This is a genomic window from Streptomyces albidochromogenes, assembly GCF_005981925.1.
In the GTDB taxonomy this organism is placed as follows: Bacteria; Actinomycetota; Actinomycetes; order Streptomycetales; family Streptomycetaceae; genus Streptomyces; species Streptomyces albidochromogenes.
This window is the reverse complement of the sequence record NZ_VBVX01000089.1, coordinates 1-22174: the sequence shown is the minus strand read 5'-3', so window position 1 is coordinate 22174 and position 22174 is coordinate 1. Positions and strand designations below refer to the sequence as shown.

Here is a 22174-nt window from a genome sequence, read left to right as displayed (position 1 = left end):
CGGGCGGACAGCGAAGGGCGGGGAGCGTGAAAGTCGTCGATCTCAGGGGGCACGCCGAGGAGTTGGCGGCCGACCCGTATCCGTACTACGCGAAACTGCGCGAGGCCGGTCCCGCCCATCTGATCCGGACGGCCGATGTCGACCGGATGTGGCTGATAGTCGGCCACGACGAGGCGCGCCGGGCGCTCGCCGACCCGCGCCTCAGCAAGGACTGGAAGACCTCGGGCCTGTGGGAGGCGACCGCCGACCCGATCAACGCCAACATGCTGGAGACCGACCCGCCCCACCACACGCGGCTGCGCAAGCTTGTCGCCGGGGAGTTCACCGCCCGCCGGATCGAGGCGCTGCGGCCCAAGGTCCAGAGCGTCACGGACGAACTGCTGGACGCGATGACGTCGGCGGGCAGCCGTACGGCCGACCTCGTCGAGGCGCTCGCCTTCCCGCTCCCCATGACGGTCATCTGCGAACTCCTCGGCGTCCCGGACCTGGACCGGGCATCCTTCCGCGCCTGGTCCAACGAGATCGTCGCGCCGACCGGAGCCGACGCGGAGGGCGAAGCCGTACGGGCCATGGGGGCCTACCTCGCCGAACTCGTCGAGGACAAGGCCGCGTCCGCGCCCGGTGACGACCTGCTGAGCGCCCTCATCAGGACGCAGGCCGAGGACGGCGACCGGCTCACCCGCGACGAACTCATCGGCATGGCCTTCCTGCTCCTCATCGCCGGCCACGAGACGACGGTCAACCTGATCTCCAACGGGGTACGGGCCCTCCTCACCCACCCCGGCCAACTGGCCGCGCTGCGCGCGGACCTCGGGCTCGTCGACAGCGCGGTCGAAGAGATGCTCCGCTACGACGGACCGGTGGAGAACGCCACCTTCCGCTTCACCCGCGAGCCCGTCGAGGTCGGCGGCCTCGTCATCCCGGCCGGCGAAGCGATCCTGGTCTCGCTCGCCGCCGGGGACCGTGACGCCGCCCGGTTCCCCGACCCGGACCGCTTCGACATCACGCGCACCGCCGTCGCCGGCAAGGGCCCCGGACACCTCGCCTTCGGCCACGGCTTGCACTTCTGCCTGGGCGCCCCGCTGGCCCGCATGGAGGCCCGCATCGCGGTCCGCACCCTCCTCGAACGCTGCCCGGACCTGGCGCTCGACCCGGACGGCGGACCGCTGGACTGGCTGCCGGGGCTGCTCATGCGGGGCGTACGGCGTCTTCCGGTGCGGTGGTGAGCGCGATGGGGTTCGACCTGGCCACGGCCCAGAAGGTCCTCGACAGCCAGCCGTTCAGCCGGCTGCTCGGGGCGCGGATCACCGCGTTCGGCGACGGGGCGGCCGTTCTCGAAGTCGCCGTCCGCGACGAACTGCGCCAGCAGAACGGCTTCCTGCACGGCGGAGTCCTCGCGTACGCCGCCGACAACGCCCTCACCTTCGCGGGCGGGGCGGCGCTCGGTCCGGGCGTGCTCACCGGCGGCTTCTCCATCCAGTACGTACGCCCCGCGACCGGCACGACGCTGATCGCCCGTGCGGTCGTGGTCCACGGCGGCCGCCGGCAGGCGGTGTGCCGCTGCGACCTCTTCGTGGCGGACGCGGTGGGCGCCGAGACGCTGTGCGCGGTCGCACAGGGCACCGTGCTCACGGCGGGCGCGCCGCAGGGCGCGGACGGCACAGCGGGCGCCCCCTAGATCCGTACGACGATCTTGCCCCGTACCCGACCTGCCATCAGGTCGTCTATGGCCTGCGGGACTTCGGCCAGCGGACAGGTCCGTTCGACGACCGGTGTCAGCGAGCCCGCCTCGATGAACTCCCGGAGGGCGTCGAGGTCGCCGTGGCGCAGGTTCATGACCGCGAGCCCGCGCAGCCGCTGGCCGGTGAACGGCGACAGCAGCAGCGCCCGCACCTGCCGGCCGTTGCCGCCGATCCAGTCGCCGCCGCCCTCGCCGCCGATGATGACGAGTGTGCCGCGCGGGGCGAGGGCGCGGCGCAGCGCGGCGAGGGGGCGGTTGCCGGCGGTGTCGAGGACGAGGTCGTAGCGCCGCGAGCCGTCGGTGGCGTCCTCGCGCGTGTAGTCGACGACTTCGTCGGCCCCCAGCGAGCGGACCAGGTCCGCCTTGGACGTGCTGCACACGCCGGTGACGTGGGCGCCGAGGGCCTTGGCGAGCTGTACGGCGAAGTGGCCGATCCCGCCGCCCGCGCCGATGACGAGGACGGACTGGCCCGCCGTCAGCCGTCCGGCGTCGCGTACGGCCTGGAGGGCGGTGACGCCGGAGACCGGGACGGCGGCGGCCTGTTCGAAGGTGAGGTTCGTCGGCTTGTGCGCGAGGTTCTCCTCCTTGGCGCACGCGTACTCGGCGAACGACCCGTCACAGGTCCCGTACACCTCGTCGCCCGGCCGGAAGCGGGTGACGTCCGGCCCGACGGACTCCACGCGTCCCGCCAGGTCCTGGCCCCTGACCCGGTCCTTCGGCGCCCGCAGGCCGAAGCCCATGGCGCGGATCAGGTACGGCATGCCCGCCATGAGGTGCCAGACGCCCGGGTCGACCGAGGCCGCGTGGATCCGTACCAGCACCTCGCCGCTGCCGGGAACCGGCCGGTCGATCTCTTCGAGGCGCAGCACCGACGTCGGTCCGTAGGCGGCATGGGTCATGGCCTTCATGAGGTCTCTCCCGTGGTGTCGTGGGGGTACTGGAACACTTCGTCGAGCGGAACCCCGAAGACCCGGGCGATCTGGAAGGCCATCTCCAGCGACGGGGAGTAGCGGCCCTGCTCGATGGCGATGACGGTCTGGCGCGAGACGCCGATGCGGCCGGCGAGTTCGGCCTGCGTCATCTCGCCGTGGGTGAAGCGCAGCGTGCGGATCGCGTTGGTGACCCTGGTCGGCTTCACCACGGGTGGAACCCCAGCCGGTACGAGACGATCTTCGTCGCCGATCCGAGCAGCGACGACAGGACGAACGCCAGGTAGATCGCGTTGGCGATCCAGAACGGGTCGGAACCGGCCATGGCCAGCACGAGCCCCGCCACGCCGCCGAGCACCACGAACGACTGCCCGACGTGCTCGCCGAAGCGGTGGATCTCCCGATCGCGCTGGTCCTTGGTGTCCGCGTCCTCGGGGGACAGGGCCGCCAGCGCGATGTGGAGCACGATGTTCGCGACGATCGCCCCGCCGACCGTCCACAGCAGCGCGGCCACGTACGGCGTCCGGGCGAGCGGCTCGTCGCCGGCCCGCCCGAGGACCAGGGCCAGGAAGACGGCGTACGACACGATCGCGACCAGGAGCATGCTCCAGGCCCGTTTCTCCTCCAGTGCCATGCGGCTCACTCGCTCCCATGTAAAGAAAACCTGACACCTGGAGTGTCAAGGAGCCTGCACACGAAGTCAAGTGTTCTTTACATACCCGGGCAGACGGCGGTCAGGGACGACGGCGTCGGGTGATCAGCGCGGTGCGGCAGCGGCCGCGAACGCCTCCGGGGACTCCGCCCACGGCATGTGACCGGCCCCCGCGAGCGTCACCCGCGTGACGTCCGGCAGGGACTGCTCCAGCGAGTCCACGGCGTCGCGCGGCCGGATGTCCTGCTCGCCGTCCACGATGACGACCGGCATCCGCAGGCCCCCGCAGGCGGCGTGCAGCTGGTGCTCGCTCATCGTCGCCGTCTCGGCGTTGATCTCCGCGTGGCACGCGAGGTTCACGCCGAACCAGGGCGTGGCCATCCGCTCGGCCAGCCGCAGCGCCCGCTCCCGGTCCGGCCCCGCGAAGTCGGCCGACCACTGGAGCACGCACATCTCGCGCTCCTCGGCCTCCGTACGCCGCTCCAGGGACCGGAGCTCCTCCCAGCGGGGCAGCCGCTCGCCGATCGCCGCGCGCAGATTCCCCACGAACTCGGGATGCCAGCCGGAGTCGGGCCCGATGCCGGTGCCCGACACGTACACCAGCCGCGTCACCCGCTCCGGATGCGCGAGCGTGTAGTGCAGGGCGAGCCGGGCGCCCCAGGAATGGCCGAGCAGCGTCACCGCGTCGAGGCCGAAGTGCCGGCGCACGGCGTCGAGATCAGCCACCGACCGTGCCACCGAGTAGGGGCCGTGCCGCTCGGAGCGGCCGCAGCCGCGCTGGTCCCACCGGTGGACGGCGGCCCCGCGGTCCGCGAGCAGCCGGGCCACGTCGTCGAGCGTGTCCCACAGTCCCGGGCCGCCGTGGCACAGGATCATCGGGGCGCCCTCGCCGGTTCTCTCCGTCCAGAGCGTCACGCCGTCGTCCGCCGTGAGCGTCATGACGCGGGGATCTCCTCCACCCGCACCGGCCGCCGTTCCCGGCGGGAGCGCTCGCACGCCTCGGCGATCCGCAGCGCGTGCAGCGCCTCCCCGCCGTCGCAGGGGTTCTCCCGCTCGCCGAGCGCGACCCGTACGAACGCGTCCAGCTCCGCCTCGTACGCCGGGGCGAACCGCTCCAGGAAGCCGGGCCACGGCCGGTCGCAGGCCGGCGGCCCCTTCGGCTCGGTCGAGGTGATCGGCGTACGGTCGTCGAGGCCCACGGAGACCTGGTCGAGCTCGCCGGCCAGTTCCATCCGTACGTCGTAACCGGCGCCGTTGCAGCGCGTGGCGGTCGCGGTGGCGAGCGTGCCGTCGTCGAGGGTCAGCAGCGCGGCGGCGGTGTCCACGTCGCCCGCCTCGCGGAACATCGCGGGCCCCGCGTCGGACCCGGCGGCGTACACCTCGACGACCTCGCGCCCGGTGACCCAGCGCAGGATGTCGAAGTCGTGGACCAGGCAGTCCCGGAACAGTCCGCCGGACAGCGGCAGGTACGCGGCGGGCGGCGGCGCGGGGTCGGAGGTCATCGCCCGCACGGTGTGCAGCCGGCCGAGGCTGTTGGACCGTACGAGCTCGCGGGCCGTGATGTACCCGGCGTCGAACCGGCGCATGAAGCCCAGCTGGAGCGCGGTGCCCGCCGCGGCGACGTCACGCAGGGCGCCCAGCGTCCCCGCCAGGTCCAGGGCGATCGGCTTCTCGCAGAAGGTCGGCAGCCCCGCCCGGGCGGCCCGGCCGATCAGCTCGGCGTGCGCCGAGGTGGCGGAGGCGATGACGACGGCGTCGACGCCCCAGGCGAAGATCTCGTCGACCGAGGGCGCCGCGGTGGCGCCGATCCGGTCGGCGACCGACGCGGCCCGCGCGGCATCGGTGTCCGCGACGAGCAGGGCACCCACTTCGCGATGGCGGCTGAGCACGTCAGCGTGGAAAGAACCGATACGTCCCGTGCCGATGAGTCCGATGCGCATGCCCCAAAGTGTCGCGACGTACACGGCCCTGTCAAGGGTATGTCCTGACAACCTGACTACAGGACTTCCAGTAGTCATTACCTGCGGTTACGCTCAGGAGCGTGTCGAAACCCGCCGCTGACCCCACCCTCGCCCTGCAGCTCGGCGTGGACCGCAACAGCCCGGTCCCGCTGTACTTCCAGCTGTCCCAGCAGCTGGAGGCGGCGATCGAGAAGGGCCGGCTCTCCCCGGGAAGCCTCCTCGGCAACGAGATCGAACTGGCCGGCCGCCTCGGCCTGTCCCGCCCCACCGTCCGCCAGGCCATCCAGTCGCTCGTCGACAAGGGCCTGCTGGTCCGCCGCCGCGGCGTCGGCACCCAGGTCGTGCACAGCCAGGTCAAGCGCCCGCTGGAGCTGAGCAGCCTGTACGACGACCTCGAAGCCGCGGGACAGCTCCCCGCCACGTCCGTCCTGCGCAACACGCTCGAACCGGCGACCGCCGAGGTCGCGGCGGCGCTCGGCGTGACGGAGGGCAGCGACGTGCACCTGGTGGAGCGGCTGCGCCTCGCGCACAACGAGCCGATGGCCGTCCTGCGCAACCACCTGCCCACCGGTCTGCTGCCGCTGGACACCGAGCACCTGGAGGCCACCGGGCTCTACCGGATGATGCGCGCCGCCGGGATCACGCTGCACAGCGCCCGCCAGTCGGTCGGGGCGCGCGCGGCCGGGACCGACGAGGCGCGGCAGCTGGCGGAGGCGGAGGGCGCGCCGCTGCTGACGATGCAGCGCACCACGTTCGACGACACCGGGCGGGCGGTCGAGTTCGGCTCGCACATCTACCGGGCCTCGCGGTACGCCTTCGAGTTCCAGCTGCTCGTCAGGCCCTGAGGCGGCGGGCGGGACGCCCCGGCCGCGTAAGAATGTTCGGACAAAGTATTGACGGGGCGTCGCGTACGCCGCTAGAACTCCTCCAGCCGCAACGGGGCGGCCGGGAGACAAGGCGGAACCCACGATGCGTACCCACCGCAAGGCAGCAGCACTCCTCGCCGCATGCGCGCTCGCCCTCGCGGCCGGGTGCAGCTCGGGGGGCGGAAAGAAGTCCGAGGAGAAGAACGGCGACAGCGGCACGGGCGGGAAGGCCGTCTCCACCCCGCGTCTGAAGATCGCCATGGTGACGCACTCCGGAGAGGGCGACACCTTCTGGGACATCGTCCAGAGCGGGGCCAAGCAGGCCGCCGCCAAGGACAACGTCGAGTTCCTGTACGCCGCCGACAAGGAGGGCAAGGAACAGGCGCAGCTCATCGACTCGTACGTCGCCAAGAAGGTCGACGGCATCGTGGTGACCCTCGCCAAGCCCGAGGCGGTCAAGGCGTCCGTCGAGAAGGCCGTCGCGGCCGGCATCCCGGTCGTCACGATCAACTCCGGCGGCGAGCACTCCAGGGCGACGGGCGCGCTCAGCCACATCGGCCAGGAGGAGTCCGTCGCGGGCGAGGCCGTCGGCGAGGAGCTCAACAAGCGCGGCAGGAAGAAGGCGCTCTGCGTCATCCACGAGCAGGGCAACGTCTCGCTCGAAGCGCGCTGCGCCGGTGTGAAGAAGACCTTCGAGGGGACCGTCGAGAACCTCAACGTCCAGGGCACCGACATGCCGGGGTCGACGTCCTCCATCGAGGCGAAGCTCCAGTCGGGCAAGGACATCGACACCGTCGTCACCCTCGGCGCGCCCTTCGCGGCCGCCAGCGTCAAGGCCAGGACGGGCGCGGGCAGCACGGCGGAGGTGAACACGTTCGACCTCAACGCCGAAGTGGTCCGGCGGCTCAAGGCCAAGGAGATCGGCTTCGCCGTCGACCAGCAGCCGTACCTCCAGGGCTACCTCGCCGTCGACGGACTGTGGCTCCACAAGACCAACGGCAACGTCCTGGGCGGCACCAAGCCCGTGCTGACCGGCCCGGCACTGGTCACGGAGAAGGACGTGCCGGCCCTGGAGAAGTACACGGCCCGCGGAACCCGGTGAATACGGTGCGAACACCCGTAACCGATACTTGGTCGGCCGGGGACGGTCTGCGTGATCCCCGGCCGCACCGAGGAGTACGAGAAGGGCACGGCGTCGTGGCAAGGGTTCGGACAGGGGTACGCGCGCTGGGCGCGGTGCTGGCGGCGGTGCTCGGGGCGTCCCTCGCGGGGTGCAGCAGCACCGGCGGGAAGCGCGCCGAGGAGCGGGCCGAACAGGCGGCGGCGCAGGGCAGGGCCGCGGTGAGCACACCCCGCTGGACCATCGGCATGGTCACCCACTCGGGCGACGGCGACACCTTCTGGGACATCGTGCAGAGCGGCGCGAAGCAGGCCGCCGCCAAGGACAACATCAAGTTCCTGTACGCCCACAGCGATGAGGGCCAGCAGCAGGCCCAGCTCGTCGACTCGTACATCGACAAGAGGGTCGACGGGCTCATCGTCACCCTCGCCAAGCCCGACGCCATGAAGGCCGTCGTCGCCAAGGCCACCCAGGCCGGCATCCCGGTGATCACCGTCAACTCCGGCTCCGCCGAGTCGAAGAAGTTCGGGGCGCTCACCCACATCGGGCAGGACGAGACGATCGCCGGCGAGGCCGTCGGCGAGGAACTCGGCAAGCGCGGCAGGAAGAAAGCCCTGTGCGTCCTGCACGAGCAGGGCAACGTCGGCCACGAGCAGCGCTGCGCCGGGGCGAAGGAGACCTTCGACGGCGAGATGCGGAACCTCTACGTCGACGGCACGAACATGCCCGACGTACAGGCGTCCATCGAGGCGAAGCTCCAGTCGGACAAGGACATCGACGCCGTCGTCACCCTCGGCGCGCCCTTCGCGGACGCGGCGGTCAAGGCGAAGGAGCAGGCCGGCAGCAAGGCGGAGATCGACACCTTCGACCTCAACGCCCAGGTCGCCACCGCGCTCCAGGCGGACACCCTCGGCTTCGCCGTCGACCAGCAGCCCTACCTCCAGGGGTACCAGGCCGTCGACCTGCTGTGGCTCTACAAGTACAACGCCGACGTGCTCGGCGGCGGCCGGCCGGTCCTCACCGGGCCCGAGATCATCACCAAGAAGGACGCCGCCGAGCTGGAGGCCTACACGAAGCGGGGGACCCGATGACCGCGACCGCACCGGCCGAGGCGCCGGCCCCCGGCGGCAAGGCGCCCGCCGACGAACGGCTGCTGAAGACGTCGCTGCTGCGCAAGCTGCTCGGCCGCCCCGAGCTCGGCTCGGTGGTCGGCGCCGCCGCCGTCTTCCTCTTCTTCGCGATCGTCGCGGACAGCTTCCTGCGGGCCTCCAGCTTCGGCACGGTGCTGTACGCCGCCTCCGTGATCGGCATCATGGCCGTGCCCGTGGCGATGCTGATGATCGGCGGCGAGTTCGACCTCTCCGCCGGTGTCCTGGTGACCAGCTCCGCGCTGGTCTCCTCGATGTTCAGCTACCAGATGACGGCCAACATCTGGGTCGGCGTCCTCGTCTCGCTCCTGGTGACGCTGGCCGTCGGCGTGTTCAACGGCGTCATGCTGACCCGTACGAAACTGCCGAGCTTCATCATCACCCTCGGCACCTTCCTCATGCTGACCGGCCTGAACCTCGGCCTCACCAAGATGATCAGCGGCACGGTGTCGACGAAGACCATCGCCGACATGGAGGGCTTCAGCTCCGCGAAGGCGCTCTTCGCCTCGCAGGTCACCCTCGGCGGCGTGAACCTCAAGGTCACCGTCCTGTGGTGGCTCGGCCTGGTGGCGCTCGCGACGTGGATCCTGCTGCGCACCCGCGCCGGCAACTGGATCTTCGCGGTGGGCGGCGGGGCCGAGGCGGCGCGCGCGGTCGGCGTGCCCGTCAACAAGACGCGCGTCGGTCTCTACATGGGCGTGTCCCTCGGCGCCTGGATCTCCGGCCAGCACCTGCTCTTCTCCTTCGACGTGGTGCAGTCCGGCGAAGGTGTCGGCAACGAGCTGATCTACATCATCGCGGCCGTCATCGGCGGCTGCCTGATCACCGGCGGCTACGGCTCGGCGATCGGCTCCGCCGTCGGCGCCTTCATCTTCGGCATGACCAGCAAGGGCATCGTGTACGCGGAGTGGGACCCCGACTGGTTCAAGTTCTTCCTCGGAGCGATGCTCCTTCTGGCCACCCTGCTCAACGCATGGGTACGCAAGCGCGCGGAGGCGACCCGGTGACCGATCAGTCCACGACCCCGCTGGTCGAACTGCGCGACGTCAGCAAGTTCTACGGCAACATCAAGGCGCTGGAAGGCGTGTCCCTCGAAGTCCACGCGGGCGGGATCAGCTGCGTACTGGGCGACAACGGGGCAGGCAAGTCCACCCTCATCAAGATCATCGCGGGTCTGCACCAGCACGACGCGGGCACGTTCTCGATCGAGGGCGAGGAGACCCGGCTCGCGAACCCGCGCGACGCCCTGGACCGGGGCATCGCGACCGTCTACCAGGACCTCGCCGTCGTCCCGCTGATGCCCGTCTGGCGGAACTTCTTCCTCGGCTCCGAGCCGACCAGGGGCGCGGGCCCCTTCAAGCGCCTCGACGTCGACCTCATGCGCCGCACCACCCGCTCCGAGCTGCTGCGCATGGGCATCGACCTGCGCGACGTCGACCAGCCCATCGGAACCCTCTCGGGCGGCGAGCGCCAGTGCGTGGCCATCGCCCGCGCCGTCCACTTCGGCGCGAAGGTGCTGGTCCTGGACGAGCCGACGGCCGCGCTCGGCGTGAAGCAGTCCGGCGTCGTACTGAAGTACGTCGCGGCGGCGCGTGACGCGGGCCTCGGTGTTGTCCTCATCACGCACAACCCGCACCACGCGTACCTCGTCGGCGACCGTTTCGTGCTCCTCAAGCGCGGCGCCATGTCCGGCAGCCACGCCCGCGACGAGATCAGCCTGGACGACCTGACGCGCGAGATGGCCGGTGGCAGCGAGCTCGACCAGCTCAGCCACGAACTGGAGCGCTAGCCGCCGCAACCGCGGGCCGCCGCGCCGGATGGCAGAATCGACCACTGACCCGCCACCGCCCCCAACACCCCGCAGGGGACATGAGCACGTACCGAGACTTCGCGCACCGCGGCTCCGCCCGCGCCACCGTCCTGCGGACCGTCGGCACCCGCGAGCGGCGCTCGCACCTCAGCGCGCCCCGGGTGCCCACCGTCGGGATCGACATCGGCGGCACCAAGGTGATGGCCGGCGTCGTCGACGCCGACGGCGTCATCCTGGAGAAGATCCGCACCGAAACGCCCGACAAGTCCAAGAGCCCCAAGGTCGTCGAGGACACCATCGTCGAGCTGGTCCTCGACCTGTCCGACCGCCACGACGTCCACGCGGTGGGCATCGGCGCGGCCGGCTGGGTCGACGCCGACCGCGCCACCGTGCTCTTCGCCCCCCACCTGGCCTGGCGCAACGAACCCCTGCGCGACGCCGTCTCGGCCCGTCTCGCCGTCCCCGTCCTGGTCGACAACGACGCCAACACCGCCGCCTGGGCCGAGTGGCGCTTCGGCGCCGGACGCGGCGAGGACCACCTCGTCATGATCACGCTCGGCACCGGCATCGGCGGCGCGATCCTGGAGGACGGCCAGGTCAAGCGCGGCAAGTACGGCGTCGCCGGCGAATTCGGCCACATGCAGGTCGTGCCCGGCGGCCACCGCTGCCCCTGCGGCAACCGCGGCTGCTGGGAGCAGTACAGCTCCGGCAACGCGCTGGTGCGCGAGGCCCGCGAGCTCGCCGCCGCCGACTCCCCGGTCGCGTACGGCCTCATCGAGCGCGTCGGCGGCAACATCCCGGAGATCACCGGACCGCTCATCACCGAGCTGGCCCGCGAGGGCGACGCCATGTGCGTCGAGCTGCTCCAGGACATCGGCCAGTGGCTCGGCGTCGGCATCGCCAACCTCGCCGCCGCGCTCGACCCCTCCTGCTTCGTCATCGGCGGCGGCGTCAGCGCCGCCGACGACCTGCTCATCGGCCCGGCCCGGGACGCCTTCAAGCGTCACCTCACCGGCCGCGGCTACCGCCCCGAGGCCCGTATCGCCAAGGCCCAGCTCGGCCCGGAGGCCGGCATGGTCGGCGCCGCCGACCTCGCCCGCCTCGTCGCGCGCCGCTTCCGCCGCGCGAACCGCCGCCGCCTGGAGCGCTACGAACGCTACGAGCGTTACGCCCAGGCCATCCGCTCCACCACCCAGGGACCCCAGTAATGACCCCGTCCGTGCCTCACCCGTCGCCGTCACCGGACGACGTGGGCAAACCCCCGGAGAACCGCGGCCACATGATCCGCCGCCGCTGGCTGACGGCGATCATCATCGTGCTGCTCATCGGCATCCCGGCGGGCTACCTGCTGATCTCCGCCGAGCAGAGCCGCGACAGCGGCAAGGACAAGGCGAAGGTGGCCTCCGCCACCGGCCTCACCGCGGGCTTCCCGTCCCGCATGACGCGCCGCATCTACGACGTCCCCGTCCCCAACGCGGGCCAGGAGGTCGCGTACTACGAGACGAACAACTGGAAGACCAGCAGGCTGTACGTCCAGTTCCGGACCGTGCCGCCGGACCTCGACTGGTTCCTCGCCGACCTGGGCGTCGACCGGTCCGCCCTCAAGAAGGGCAGGATCACGATCAGCGCCCGTGACGCCGAGGTCGCCGGCTGGACCCTCGACCCCGACCGCGCCTGGTCCGGCACCACGGTCGACCAGAAGAACCCGCAGCCCACCGTCGACATCACCGTCGACGAGACGGATCCGGCGCACCCCTTCGTCTACGTCGTCTCCACCGCCACCCCCTGACCCCGTGGGGCGGGCCCGCCCACCGGATCGCTAACCTGGAGCGAGTGAGCGACGAGACCGAACACAAGCCCCCGCAGACCTTGCAGCCCCTGCAGTACCGGTTCGACGGCCCCGAGGACGCCCCGGTCCTGATCCTCGGCCCCTCGCTGGGCACCACCTGGCACATGTGGGACCGGCAGATACCGGACCTGACCCGCCAGTGGCGCGTCTTCCGGTTCGACCTGCCGGGCCACGGCGGCGCTCCCGCGCACCCCGCCAGCTCCGTCAACGAGCTCGCCGAGCGCCTGCTGGCGACCCTCGACAGCCTCGGGGTGCAGCGCTTCGGGTACGCCGGCTGCTCCATCGGCGGCGCGATCGGCTCCGAACTGGCGCTGCGCCACCCGGAGCGGGTCGCCTCACTGGCCCTGGTCGCCGCGTCGCCCCGCTTCGGCACCGCCGACGAGTTCCGCCAGCGCGGTGTGATCGTACGGACCAACGGCCTGGAGCCGATGGCGGCCTCCGCGCCCGCCCGCTGGTTCACGCACGGCTTCGCCGCCGCGCAGCCGGCGATCGTCGAGTGGGCCGTCCAGATGGTCCGCACCACGGACCCCGGCTGCTACATCGCCGCCTGCGAGGCGCTGGCCGCCTTCGACATCCGGGTCGACCTGCGCCGCATCGGCGTTCCGACCCTCGTCCTGGTCGGCTCTGAGGACCAGGTCACCGGGCCCGCCGAGGCCCGCACCCTGGTCGCCGGCATTCCCGACGCCCGCCTGGCGCTGGTTCCCGGCGCGTCCCACCTGGCCCCGGTCGAGCAGCCCGCCGCCGTCACGGACCTGCTCGTACGCCACTTCTCCACCGCCTGGCAGGCCACCCCCGCCTCGACCACCGGCATGCAGGCGATCCAGGCGCCGCCCGTGATGCCGGCGATCTCCGCCCCCATCAGCCCGGTGGGGGAGATCGGCGCCGCCGCGCAGCCCGTCGCCGTACCGGAGCAGGGCGGTCGGCCCGACCCGTACGACGCCGGGCTCAAGGTCCGCCGCGAGGTGCTGGGCGACGCCCACGTCGACCGCGCCCTCGGCGACGCCGACGCCTTCACCGGCGACTTCCAGGAGCTGATCACCCGCTACGCGTGGGGCGAGGTGTGGACGCGCGAAGGACTCGACCGGCGTACCCGCAGCTGCGTCACGCTGACCGCGCTGGTCGCCGGCGGCCATCTGGACGAGCTGGCCTTCCACACCCGGGCCGCGCTGCGCAACGGCCTGACCCCGGCCGAGATCAAGGAAGTACTGATCCAGACGGCCGTCTACTGCGGCGTCCCCGCGGCGAACGCCGCGTTCAAGGTGGCCCGGGCGGTCATCCAGGAGGAGACCACACCGCAGACGTAGCAGGATGGCGGCGAGGAGGATGTCCCTGTGAAGCTGACCAAGAAGTCCCATGCCTGCGTCCGGCTGGAGAAGGACGGGCGGACGCTCGTCATCGACCCCGGCGACTTCAGCGAACGGGACGCGGCGGTCGGCGCCGACGTCGTCCTGGTGACGCACGAGCACCCCGACCACTTCGCCGAGGACCGGCTGAGGGCCGCTCTGGAGGCCGACCCGGGCGCCGAGATCTGGACCCTGCGCAGCGTCGCGGACCAGCTCTCGGCGGCCTTCCCCGGGCGGGTGCACACCGTCGGCCACGGCGACGCCTTCACCGCCGCGGGTTTCGACGTGCAGGTGTACGGCGAGCTGCACGCCGTGATCCACCCGGACATCCCGCGGATCACCAACGTGGGCTACCTCGTGGACGGTTCGGTGTTCCACCCCGGCGACGCGCTCACCGTCCCCGACCGGCCCGTCGAGACGCTGATGCTGCCGGTGATGGCGCCGTGGTCGAAGATCTCCGAGGTGATCGACTACGTGCGCGAGGTGAAGCCGAGGAGCGCCATCGACATCCACGACGCGCTGCTGACCGACCTCGCCCGGCCGATCTACGACCGCCAGATCGGCGGCCTGGGCGGCACCGACCACGGCCGTCTGACGCCGGGGGACTCCACCGAGGTCTGACCGGACGCCGGCTGTCGGACCCCGCCGATAGGCTGTCGGCATGCGTATCGCCACCTGGAACGTCAACTCGATCACCGCCCGGCTGCCCCGCCTGCTGGCGTGGCTGGAGAGCACCGGCACCGACGTGCTGTGCCTCCAGGAGGCCAAGACCACCTCCGAGGCGTTCCCCGCCGCGGAGCTGCGCGAGCTCGGCTACGCGTGCGCGGTCAACGCGACGGGCCGCTGGAACGGCGTGGCCGTGATCTCCAAGGCAGGCCTGGACGACGTCGTCGTGGGCCTGCCCGGCGGGCCCGACTACGAGGGCGTGCAGGAGCCGCGGGCGATCTCCGCGACGTGCGGCCCGGTCCGCGTCTGGTCGGTGTACGTGCCGAACGGCCGCGAGGTCGCCCACGACCACTACGCGTACAAGCTGCGCTGGCTGGACGCGCTCAACAAGGCCGTCGCCGAGGACGCCGCCGGGCAGCGGCCCTTCGCGGTCCTCGGCGACTTCAACATCGCGCCGACCGACGAGGACGTGTGGGACCCGTCGCTCTTCGTGGACTCCACCCACGTCACCCCGGCCGAGCGGGCCGCGCTCGCCGCGCTGCGCGACGCCGGGCTGCGTGACGTGGTGCCGCGCCCGCTGAAGTACGACCGCCCCTACACCTACTGGGACTACCGCCTGCTGGGCTTCCCGAAGAACAAGGGCATGCGCATCGACCTGGTCTACGGCAACGCCCCCTTCGCCGCGGCGGTCAAGGACAGCTACGTGGACCGGGAGGAGCGCAAGGGCAAGGGCGCGTCGGACCACGCGCCGGTCGTCGTGGACCTCGACGTCTGAGGGGTCCGGCCGGAGCGGGTCTCCGCGCGCCTGTGGTGAACATGGCGGGTCGAATGCGAGGCTGAGCGATATGAAGAACATCCCTTTCCTGGACACCTGGCTCAAGCGCCGTGGCCCGGCGCGCGGTACGGCGGTGGTCTGGCCGGGCGGAGACAGCGACACGGAAGGCCTGGCGGAACTGCTCGCCGAGTGCGAGCTGTTGCGCGTCAGGGCAGGGGATGCCGGACTCGAACTGGACGACTCCCCGGCCTCGTTGGAGGCCCTGGACCAGTTGACGCCCCGCTGGCGCGACGACCCCGAGGAGCTGCCCTGGCTGGGCAACGACGCGGGCCTGTACCTCGGGACTGTGATCGTGCGTACGGTCCCGGGCGCCGTGTGGCAGCTGTGGCCCAGTGGCCAGCCGGTGGTCCGGCTGGCCTCCGGACGCGAGATCAACGTGGTGGAGTTCGGTCTGGACTGGGCGGTCAACGGGGCGCCCGAGCTGTCGCAGGTCTACGCCGAGGTTTCGGAGCTCTGAGCCCCGCACTCTTTAGTGCGCCTTATGCCCCACTTTAGCGTGTCGTGTGCGAAGTCCCTTGTCGCGCTGGATAGTTTGCGCTGACCTCGACACAGCTGAGGAAAAGGGGGCAGCGGGAGGCGGCGTACACGAGGCGTTCCGCCGGCAAACTCGACGCGCCGGATCTCGACTACGATTTGCCGTTCATCCCCGTGGTGATGGTGATCTCGCCGATCCGCACCGGGATGTGCATGCCGCTCTCCTGGTTCGCCCAGTGGGTGGCCGAGCGGGAGAAGCGCAATCCCAGGACCGGGGCCGCGAAACGGGGCCCGGCCGAGGCGGACACGCTGCTGCCGGGCGTGCGTAGTACAACCAGGGCACAGGTCTGCCCGGCAGCAGCCGGAGATCACTTGTCGCGCAGTGGGACCGACACGTAGGACGGGTCGGACTCGGGTGACGAGAAGGTCAGCTGCGCGCCGGTCGGGTTGTGTTCGATGTAGAGCGGGTCGACGGTGTCGATCACCAGGGCCAGCCGGTGGCCTGCCGGAACGTCGTAGGCGGTGGAGAACAGCTCCAGGTCGACGGCGAACGGCTTGCCGGGTGTCCGGTCGTGGAAGGTGTACGGCGCGTTGCTGACCAGCTTGCCGAGGCCGAGCGGCCCCACGTCGTAGAGGTAGGCGACGAGGGTGCCGCTCTCCTTGGTGCTGGAGAGCGTGGTGTGGATCTTCGCCGTACCGCGCACCCGCTGCGTCTCGGCGTACCGCTCCGACTGCCAGACGGACGCGTAGGCGCGCGGCAGCAGCGGTACGGAAGCCATCGGCGGCAGTTTCAGGAACTGGTCGAGGGCGTTGGACAGCAGGACCGTCCCGCCGTTGGCCCCCGAGTCGACGTTCGCGCGGATGGATTTGGTGCCGCCCATGGCGATCTTCCGCTGGGTGGCGCCGACCGACTTCCAGTCGGCGTAGCCCTCGTACGCGCCGGTGGAGCGGGACTTGAGCTGGACCGGCTGCTCGGCGTCGATGCCGTTGGCCGCGCCGTTCAGGTGGTGGTCGAACCAGCGCCGGGCGTTGGTCCACACGTCGTTCGGCAGTCCCAGCAGGCCGGTGGCCTCGGCGGTGGCGTGGTCGCCGGGGCGCAGCTCCAGGCGCTTGGGGCCGGTGAGCTTCTCGTAGAAGTCGGCGTACTGGTTGGGCGGGAAGATGGTGTCGCCCCAGGCGTTGCCCAGCATGACCGCAGGGCCGCTGTCGTTGATCCGGTCGAGGTAGGTGGCGGGGGAGCGCACGCGCCCCCACTCGATCATGTCCTGCTCCTTGTCCAGGTTGGAGCCGAGGAAGTTCTTCATGGTCTGCTGGAGCTCGGCGCTGGGGCGGCCGGTGAGATAACCGGCGCCGCTGAGCAGTCCGGCGGCCTGCTGGTGCTGCGTACGGCCGCTGTAGATCGAGTCGATGAGGTCGGCCCAGCCGCTCAGCGCGACGACCGCCTTGACACGCTTGTCGTGCCCGGCGGCGAGGAGGCTGATCCCCGCGCCGTACGAGACGCCCGCCATGCCCACCTTCGCCGGGTCGGCCGGGGTGTTGGCGAGCGCCCAGTCGATGACCCGGGAGGCGTCGGCGACGTCCGGCGGGCCCGCGACCTCGATGTGGCCGCCGGACTGCCAGAAGCCGCGCGAGTTGTAACTGACCACGACGTAGCCGGAGTCGGCGAGCTTCCTGGCCTGGGCGACGTACTCGATCTGCGGCATCGCCCAGCTGGTCGGCAGCACGATCACCGGGTAGGTGCGGCTGCCGTCGGCGCCGGCCGGGGTGAAGACGTTGGCTTTGAGTACGACTCCGCCGTCGCCGGTGATGTCCACGAACCGGACGCCGGGGAGAGCGCCGGTCGCGGTCGCGGTCGCGTGCGGCTGCGCGGGGGCGGCCGCATGGGCTGTGGGAGCCACGCCTGCGGCGGTCCCGGCGAGCAGTACGGCGGCGGTGGCGGCGCCGGCCGTAGTGCCGCGCAGGGACATGTGGGGGTGTCTCACGGGTCACTCCTCACTCGTGTCAGTGCAAAGTGACCCGACGGTAACCTCCAGCCCTTACCGTTGGTAACTCCCCGGTAAGTTACGTCGGGGTAACAATTATTGGACGCCGTGTCAGTTGGGATTCCCGCCCAGGGCGCTCTTCGCCTGCCAGTCGGCCCAGGAGAGATTCCACTCGCCGTAGCCGTTGTTGGCGGCGATCGTGCCCTTGGCGTCCTCGCCGGTCACCTCGAACGGGTCGCCGACGTGCACGTGGCGGTAGATCCACGCGGCGTCCTCGTCGCTCATGCCGACACAGCCCGAGCTCTTGTTGGCCTTGCCGAAGTACGCCTTGTTCCAGGGCGCGGCGTGCGCGTACATCCCGGACCAGGTGAGCCGCATCGAGGAGTCCACCATCTTGTCGTACGCGTCGCCGAGGCCCACGGTCTCGGAGCGCATGTTGATCGTGCCCTCCTTGGCCATCAGGACGGCCGTGCCGCGCCACGAGGCCTTGTCGCCACCGGGCGTCCCGGCCGACATCGGCACGTCCTTCACCGTCTGCCCGTCGCGCGTCAGCCGCAGCCGGTGCCCGTCGAGGTCGACCTCGACGGCCTGCCGCTCGCCGACGGTGAAGTGCGTGGCGTAGTCGCGTACGAACCAGCCGCCCGCCGCGCCCGAGTCGACGCCGTTCAGGTCGGCCTTGAGGGAGACCTCCGTGCCCGGCTTCCAGTACTCCTTGGGGCGCCAGTCGACCCGGTCCCTGCCGGAGTAGTCCCGCATCCAGCCCCAGGAGCCCTCGGTGCCGTTCGAGGTGGTCACGTCGAGGTGCTTCTCGACGGCCGCCCTGTTCTTCACCGGGTGGTCGAAGACGACCGACAGCGGCTGGGCGACGCCGACCGTGGTCTTGTTGCCGGGGGCCAGGCTGAGCTTGTTGACCTTGTCGGGGGCCGCCGTGGTGAAGCCGGCCCGCGCGCTGCCCCCGTTGTCGTCCCGGGCGCGTACGGAGTACTCCGTGCCGGGGGCGGCCTCGCGGCCCGAGGTCCAGGACTTCCCGTCCGCGGACACCTTCCCGGGGAGCCTGCCGCCCTCGGAGTCGCGCACCGCGACCTCGCTCAGCCTGCCTTCGGTGATCTTCACCCGCACCGGTTCGCCGGCGTCGGCGTGCTTCCCGCGGAGGTTCACCGAGATCTCGGGGGACTTCGCGGACGGACCGGCCGCGTCGGCCTGGTCCGCCCCGCCGGCGGAGCAGGCGGTGAGGGCGACGCCGAGGGTCGCGGCGCCTGCCAGCAGGGTGCGGGTGCGGTGGCGGGGGTGCGTGGGGCTCGAGCGGATCAACTGGAAAACCTCCGGTGCGATGTCTGTCGTCCCGAAGAGTCGATTGAACAGGGAGCGGTTGCCCCAATGACGGAAAATCAGCCCAAATCGGCTGTGACAAATGACGCAGAAGGGAAGGACCAAGGCCCCCTGACAGCCGGATACGCGGTCTTGCCGGGGCCCGTCCACTCGGTCGACGTGAGCAGCGGCACAGCCTCACCTCCCGATCGGAGACGCCGTGGCCTCTCCCTTCGTACTGCCGCACACGCTGCTCGGCGACGGGCCCCACCGGGTCTTCGCCGTGCACGGCTGGCTCGCCGACCGCGACGCCTTCGCCCCCGTACTGCCGGACCTCGACACCCGGACCTTCAGCTACGCCGTGGCCGACCTGCGCGGATACGGCGAGGCCAGGCGGCAGCCCGGCCGGTACACCACGGCCGAGGGCGCGGCGGACCTGCTGGAGCTGGCCGACCGGCTCGGCTGGGACTCCTTCTCGCTCGTCGGACACTCCATGAGCGGCTCCGTCGTCCAGCGGGTACTGGCGCTCGCCGAGCTGCCGGGCGCGGGCCACTGTGCGATGGACGAGACGCCGCTCCAGCTGATCCGTACCGTCGAGGACTTCCTGCGCGCCTGAGCGCGCCGCGCCGGCTAGGCCGCCTCGGGGGAGGGGCGGGGCGCCGCCGGGACCGGCTCCCGCGCGGCGCGCGTCACGTCCGCGACCAGCTCAACCACGTCCGGGCCGTACGCCTCCGAATTGATCACCTTCAGCAGCAGGCAGAAGGAGCCGTTGGCGTGCTTGCGGGCCAGCTTCTCGTGGTTGCGGGCCAGGTAGCGGGTCGCGGCCTGGTTGGTGATGGCCCGCTGGCCGCAGAAGAGGAAGACGGGCCTGGCCCCCTGACGCGTCGTGAGGCGCGCCAGCAGGACGTACTCCGCCACGCCGGGGTCCAGCGGGTAGCGCTCGCCGCCTATGTGGAAGGCGGCCCGGTCGGGGCCCGGCGCGGCGTCCGTGTCGATCCGCACACCGGGCAGCAGGCTCTGCAGGTGGGCGGCCGTGCGCCGGTTCGACGCGGGGCCGCCGACGCAGAACTCGGTGCGCTCACCGATGCCTTGGCGCGCCGCGTCGTGGGACAGGATCTGCGCGTGCGCGCCGCAGTCCTTGACCACGGCGGCGAGTTCGAGGAGCGCGAAGACGTCGTACCGGTGGACGCCCTCGCCGCCCACCTCGCGGTTCACGACGAGCAGCGACTCGGAGTCCGCGGGCATGCCGAGGAACTCCTGCTTGCGGCGCAGCTTGCGCCGCCACAGGTACGTACGGGCGAGCCAGCCGAGTGAGGCGCTGATTCCGGCCGCGATCACGCCCAGCACGATGTTGCGTACGTCGTCGGTCATGGGGCGGCATGCTAGCGCCACGGCGCACCGGTGTTCGAGGGGGTCCTGACGCACGCGGCCGGCTGAAGTTACGCTGCGCGGACACGTGTTGACTGGAGGTACGCATGCGCCGCTCCACGGTACGAGTGCTGTCGTTCTGGGCCGTCGCGGCGGTGGTGGTGTCCGTGGGCGCCACCACCCCGTCCGCCGCTCCCGTCCCCGCGGCCTCACCGCCGCCACCCGTCAAGACTCCGGTCGCCGCCGGGTACGGAGGAGCGGTCGCGAGCGTCGACGCCGACGCGTCCGCCGCCGGCATCGAGGTGCTCCGGCGCGGCGGCAACGCGGTCGACGCGGCCGTCGCGACAGCGGCCGCGCTCGGCGTCACCGAGCCGTACTCGGCCGGCATCGGCGGGGGCGGCTACTTCGTCCACTACGACGCCGCGTCCCGCACCGTGCGCACGGTCGACGGCCGGGAGACCGCGCCGCTGAGCGCCGACCGGTCCCTCTTCCTGGAGGACGGCAAGCCCATCGCCTTCGACCAGGCGATGACGAGCGGCCTGAGCGTGGGCACCCCCGGCACCCCGGCCACCTGGGACACGGTCATCGACGCCTGGGGCACCAAGCCGCTGCGTACGCTGCTCGCCCCGGCCGAGAAGCTCGCCCGCGACGGCTTCACCGTCGACGCGACCTTCCGGTCGCAGACCGCCGCGAACGAGGCGCGGTTCCGGGACTTCCCGGCCACGGCGGACCTGTTCCTGCCGGGCGGCAAGCTGCCGGTGGTCGGGTCCCGGCTCAAGAACCCGGACCTGGCCCGCACGTACGAGAAGCTCGGCCGGGAGGGCGTCGGTGAGCTGTACCGGGGCGGCATCGCCCGCGACATCGTCCGTACGGTCCGCAGGCCACCGGTCGCCCCCGGCTCGACGCGGGTGGTGCGGGCCGGCGATCTGACGGCGAAGGACCTGCGCCGGTACGGCACGCTGAAGCAGGCGCCGACCAGGGTCCGGTACCAGGGGCTCGACGTGTACGGCATGGCGCCGTCGTCCTCGGGCGGCACCACGGTGGGGGAGGCGCTCAACATCCTGGAGCGCACCGACCTCTCGCCCGACGCGGCCAGCCGGGCGCGCTACCTGCACCGCTTCATCGAGGCGAGCCGGATCGCGTTCGCGGACCGGGGGCGGTGGGTCGGCGACCCGGCGTTCGAGGACGTGCCGGTGAAGGGCCTGCTGTCGCAGCGTTTCGCGGACGCGCGCGAGTGCCTGGTACGGGACGACACGGTGCTGGTGAGCCCCCTCGCGCCGGGCGACCCGCGCGCGCCGGGCGGCGGTGGCGGCTGCGGCCCGGCCGGGACGGCGGCGCCCACGACGTACGAGGGCGAGAACACGACGCACCTGACGACCGCCGACAAGTGGGGCAACGTCGTGGCGTACACCCTCACCATCGAGTCGACGGGCGGCAGCGGCATCACGGTGCCGGGGCGGGGGTTCCTCCTCAACAACGAGCTGACGGACTTCTCCTTCGCGCCCGCCAACCCGGCGGTGCACGATCCGAACCTGCCGGGGCCGGGCAAGCGCCCGCGCTCCTCGATGTCGCCGACGATCGTGCTGGAGGACGGGCGGCCGCTGCTGGCGCTCGGTTCGCCGGGCGGCGCGACGATCATCACGACGGTGCTCCAGACCCTGACGGGGCACCTGGACCGGGGGCTGCCGCTGGTCGACGCGATCGCGGCGCCCCGCGCGAGCCAGCGGAACGCGGCGACGACGGAGCTCGAACCGGGGCTGTGGAACGACCGGCCGCTGCGCGACGAGCTCGAAGCGCTCGGGCACGTCTTCAAGCTGAACCCCGAGATCGGCGCGGCGACCGGTGTGCAGCGGCTCCCGGACGGACGCTGGCTCGCGGCGGCGGAGCGGGAGCGGCGGGGCGGCGGCTCCGCGATGGTGGTCCACCCCGCCACCCGCTGACCCCCGGAGACGGCCTTTCGGCCACCGCCGGGTTGCCGGCGCGCCCCGCGCCGGCCCGGGAGGGAGTACGGGCGGGCGCGGCGGGGTGCGAGCGGGGCGGGAAGGTCCCGCCCCGCCGCCCCGCCTCACACCACCGTCAGCACCCGGGGCCCCGCGTCCGTGATCGCCACCGTGTGTTCGGC

The 22174-nt window shown here is 71.8% G+C and carries 22 protein-coding genes and 2 pseudogenes; 16 read left to right on the top strand and 8 right to left on the bottom strand.

What is annotated here, in order from left to right:
* The first annotated feature begins 26 nt into the window (after positions 1–26).
* Both E2E34_RS14395 and E2E34_RS14390 read left to right on the top strand, forming a co-directional pair.
* Positions 27–1226 carry a cytochrome P450 family protein gene (locus E2E34_RS14395; protein ID WP_138902303.1) on the top strand — a complete coding sequence of 400 codons (1200 nt, stop codon included), beginning with the start codon at positions 27–29 and terminating at the stop codon, positions 1224–1226.
* 5 nt (positions 1227–1231) lie between these two features.
* Positions 1232–1678 carry a PaaI family thioesterase gene (locus E2E34_RS14390; protein WP_138902307.1) on the top strand — a complete coding sequence of 149 codons (447 nt, stop codon included), beginning with the start codon at positions 1232–1234 and terminating at the stop codon, positions 1676–1678.
* On the opposite strand, the gene E2E34_RS14385 is transcribed toward E2E34_RS14390, so the two are convergent.
* From E2E34_RS14385 to E2E34_RS14365, 5 genes are all read right to left on the bottom strand, one after another.
* Entirely contained in the window at positions 1675–2649 is a 975-nt protein-coding gene (locus tag E2E34_RS14385) for an NAD(P)-dependent alcohol dehydrogenase (protein WP_138902302.1), read from the bottom strand. The genes E2E34_RS14390 and E2E34_RS14385 overlap by 4 nt on opposite strands.
* The gene (locus E2E34_RS14380) at positions 2646–2882 is read right to left on the bottom strand and encodes a helix-turn-helix transcriptional regulator (RefSeq protein WP_138902301.1); all 237 of its coding nucleotides are present in this window, start codon (positions 2880–2882) and stop codon (positions 2646–2648) included. The genes E2E34_RS14385 and E2E34_RS14380 overlap by 4 nt, the downstream gene beginning before the upstream one ends.
* On the bottom strand, positions 2876–3304 hold the full coding sequence (locus tag E2E34_RS14375) for a hypothetical protein (RefSeq protein ID WP_138902306.1): 429 nt from the start codon (positions 3302–3304) through the stop codon (positions 2876–2878). Before E2E34_RS14375 ends, E2E34_RS14380 begins: the two co-directional genes overlap by 7 nt.
* Before the next feature lie 123 nt (positions 3305–3427).
* Positions 3428–4261 (bottom strand): alpha/beta fold hydrolase, encoded by an 834-nt coding sequence (locus E2E34_RS14370; RefSeq protein WP_138902300.1) that lies wholly within the window; start codon positions 4259–4261, stop codon positions 3428–3430.
* Positions 4258–5262, bottom strand: a complete 1005-nt coding sequence (locus E2E34_RS14365) for a Gfo/Idh/MocA family protein (protein WP_138902299.1) — start codon at positions 5260–5262, stop codon at positions 4258–4260. The genes E2E34_RS14370 and E2E34_RS14365 overlap by 4 nt, the downstream gene beginning before the upstream one ends.
* 146 nt (positions 5263–5408) lie before the next feature.
* On the opposite strand from E2E34_RS14365, the gene E2E34_RS14360 reads away from it, so the two are divergent.
* From E2E34_RS14360 to E2E34_RS36425, 12 genes and pseudogenes are all read left to right on the top strand, one after another.
* Positions 5409–6128, top strand: a complete 720-nt coding sequence (locus tag E2E34_RS14360; protein WP_138902305.1) for a GntR family transcriptional regulator — start codon at positions 5409–5411, stop codon at positions 6126–6128.
* A gap of 124 nt (positions 6129–6252) precedes the next feature.
* A complete protein-coding gene (locus E2E34_RS14355; RefSeq protein WP_138902298.1) occupies positions 6253–7251 on the top strand; it encodes a sugar ABC transporter substrate-binding protein in 999 nt (332 codons plus the stop codon).
* Between the two features lie 95 nt (positions 7252–7346).
* Positions 7347–8360, top strand: a complete 1014-nt coding sequence (locus tag E2E34_RS14350) for a sugar ABC transporter substrate-binding protein (protein WP_138902297.1) — start codon at positions 7347–7349, stop codon at positions 8358–8360.
* Positions 8357–9424, top strand: coding sequence for an ABC transporter permease (locus E2E34_RS14345; protein WP_138902296.1), 1068 nt, complete (start codon positions 8357–8359; stop codon positions 9422–9424). Before E2E34_RS14350 ends, E2E34_RS14345 begins: the two co-directional genes overlap by 4 nt.
* On the top strand, positions 9391–10206 hold the full coding sequence (locus tag E2E34_RS14340; RefSeq protein WP_138902295.1) for an ATP-binding cassette domain-containing protein: 816 nt from the start codon (positions 9391–9393) through the stop codon (positions 10204–10206). Before E2E34_RS14345 ends, E2E34_RS14340 begins: the two co-directional genes overlap by 34 nt.
* Before the next feature lie 80 nt (positions 10207–10286).
* Positions 10287–11435: an ROK family glucokinase gene (locus E2E34_RS14335; protein WP_138895945.1), complete on the top strand. Its 1149-nt coding sequence runs from the start codon at positions 10287–10289 to the stop codon at positions 11433–11435.
* Positions 11435–12016 (top strand): hypothetical protein, encoded by a 582-nt coding sequence (locus E2E34_RS14330; protein ID WP_138902294.1) that lies wholly within the window; start codon positions 11435–11437, stop codon positions 12014–12016. The genes E2E34_RS14335 and E2E34_RS14330 overlap by 1 nt, the downstream gene beginning before the upstream one ends.
* Positions 12017–12051: 35 nt before the next feature.
* Positions 12052–13380 carry a bifunctional 3-oxoadipate enol-lactonase/4-carboxymuconolactone decarboxylase PcaDC gene (gene pcaDC / locus E2E34_RS14325; RefSeq protein WP_244315730.1) on the top strand — a complete coding sequence of 443 codons (1329 nt, stop codon included), beginning with the start codon at positions 12052–12054 and terminating at the stop codon, positions 13378–13380.
* A gap of 27 nt (positions 13381–13407) precedes the next feature.
* Positions 13408–14040: an MBL fold metallo-hydrolase gene (locus E2E34_RS14320; protein ID WP_138902293.1), complete on the top strand. Its 633-nt coding sequence runs from the start codon at positions 13408–13410 to the stop codon at positions 14038–14040.
* Positions 14041–14080: 40 nt separating this feature from the next.
* Positions 14081–14860, top strand: coding sequence for an exodeoxyribonuclease III (locus E2E34_RS14315; RefSeq protein WP_138902292.1), 780 nt, complete (start codon positions 14081–14083; stop codon positions 14858–14860).
* Between the two features lie 70 nt (positions 14861–14930).
* Positions 14931–15377 carry a DUF6278 family protein gene (locus E2E34_RS14310; protein ID WP_138902291.1) on the top strand — a complete coding sequence of 149 codons (447 nt, stop codon included), beginning with the start codon at positions 14931–14933 and terminating at the stop codon, positions 15375–15377.
* A 140-nt stretch (positions 15378–15517) separates the two neighbouring features.
* Positions 15518–15793 (top strand): annotated as a pseudogene (locus tag E2E34_RS36425) (hypothetical protein); the annotation flags it as partial.
* Here E2E34_RS36425 and E2E34_RS14300 read toward each other — a convergent pair.
* Both E2E34_RS14300 and E2E34_RS14295 read right to left on the bottom strand, forming a co-directional pair.
* Entirely contained in the window at positions 15763–17361 is a 1599-nt protein-coding gene (locus tag E2E34_RS14300; RefSeq protein WP_208765241.1) for a CocE/NonD family hydrolase, read from the bottom strand. The pseudogene E2E34_RS36425 and the gene E2E34_RS14300 sit on opposite strands and share 31 nt — an antisense overlap.
* A gap of 126 nt (positions 17362–17487) precedes the next feature.
* Entirely contained in the window at positions 17488–18687 is a 1200-nt protein-coding gene (locus E2E34_RS14295; protein WP_138902289.1) for a L,D-transpeptidase, read from the bottom strand.
* Between the two features lie 217 nt (positions 18688–18904).
* On the opposite strand from E2E34_RS14295, the pseudogene E2E34_RS14290 reads away from it, so the two are divergent.
* A pseudogene (locus tag E2E34_RS14290) lies at positions 18905–19216 on the top strand (alpha/beta fold hydrolase); the annotation flags it as partial.
* Positions 19217–19314: 98 nt separating this feature from the next.
* Here E2E34_RS14290 and E2E34_RS14285 read toward each other — a convergent pair.
* Entirely contained in the window at positions 19315–20055 is a 741-nt protein-coding gene (locus E2E34_RS14285; protein ID WP_138902287.1) for a hypothetical protein, read from the bottom strand.
* Positions 20056–20159: 104 nt separating this feature from the next.
* Between E2E34_RS14285 and ggt the strand changes: the two genes are divergently transcribed.
* A complete protein-coding gene (gene ggt / locus E2E34_RS14280; protein WP_138902286.1) occupies positions 20160–21992 on the top strand; it encodes a gamma-glutamyltransferase in 1833 nt (610 codons plus the stop codon).
* The last annotated feature ends 182 nt before the right edge of the window (positions 21993–22174 follow it).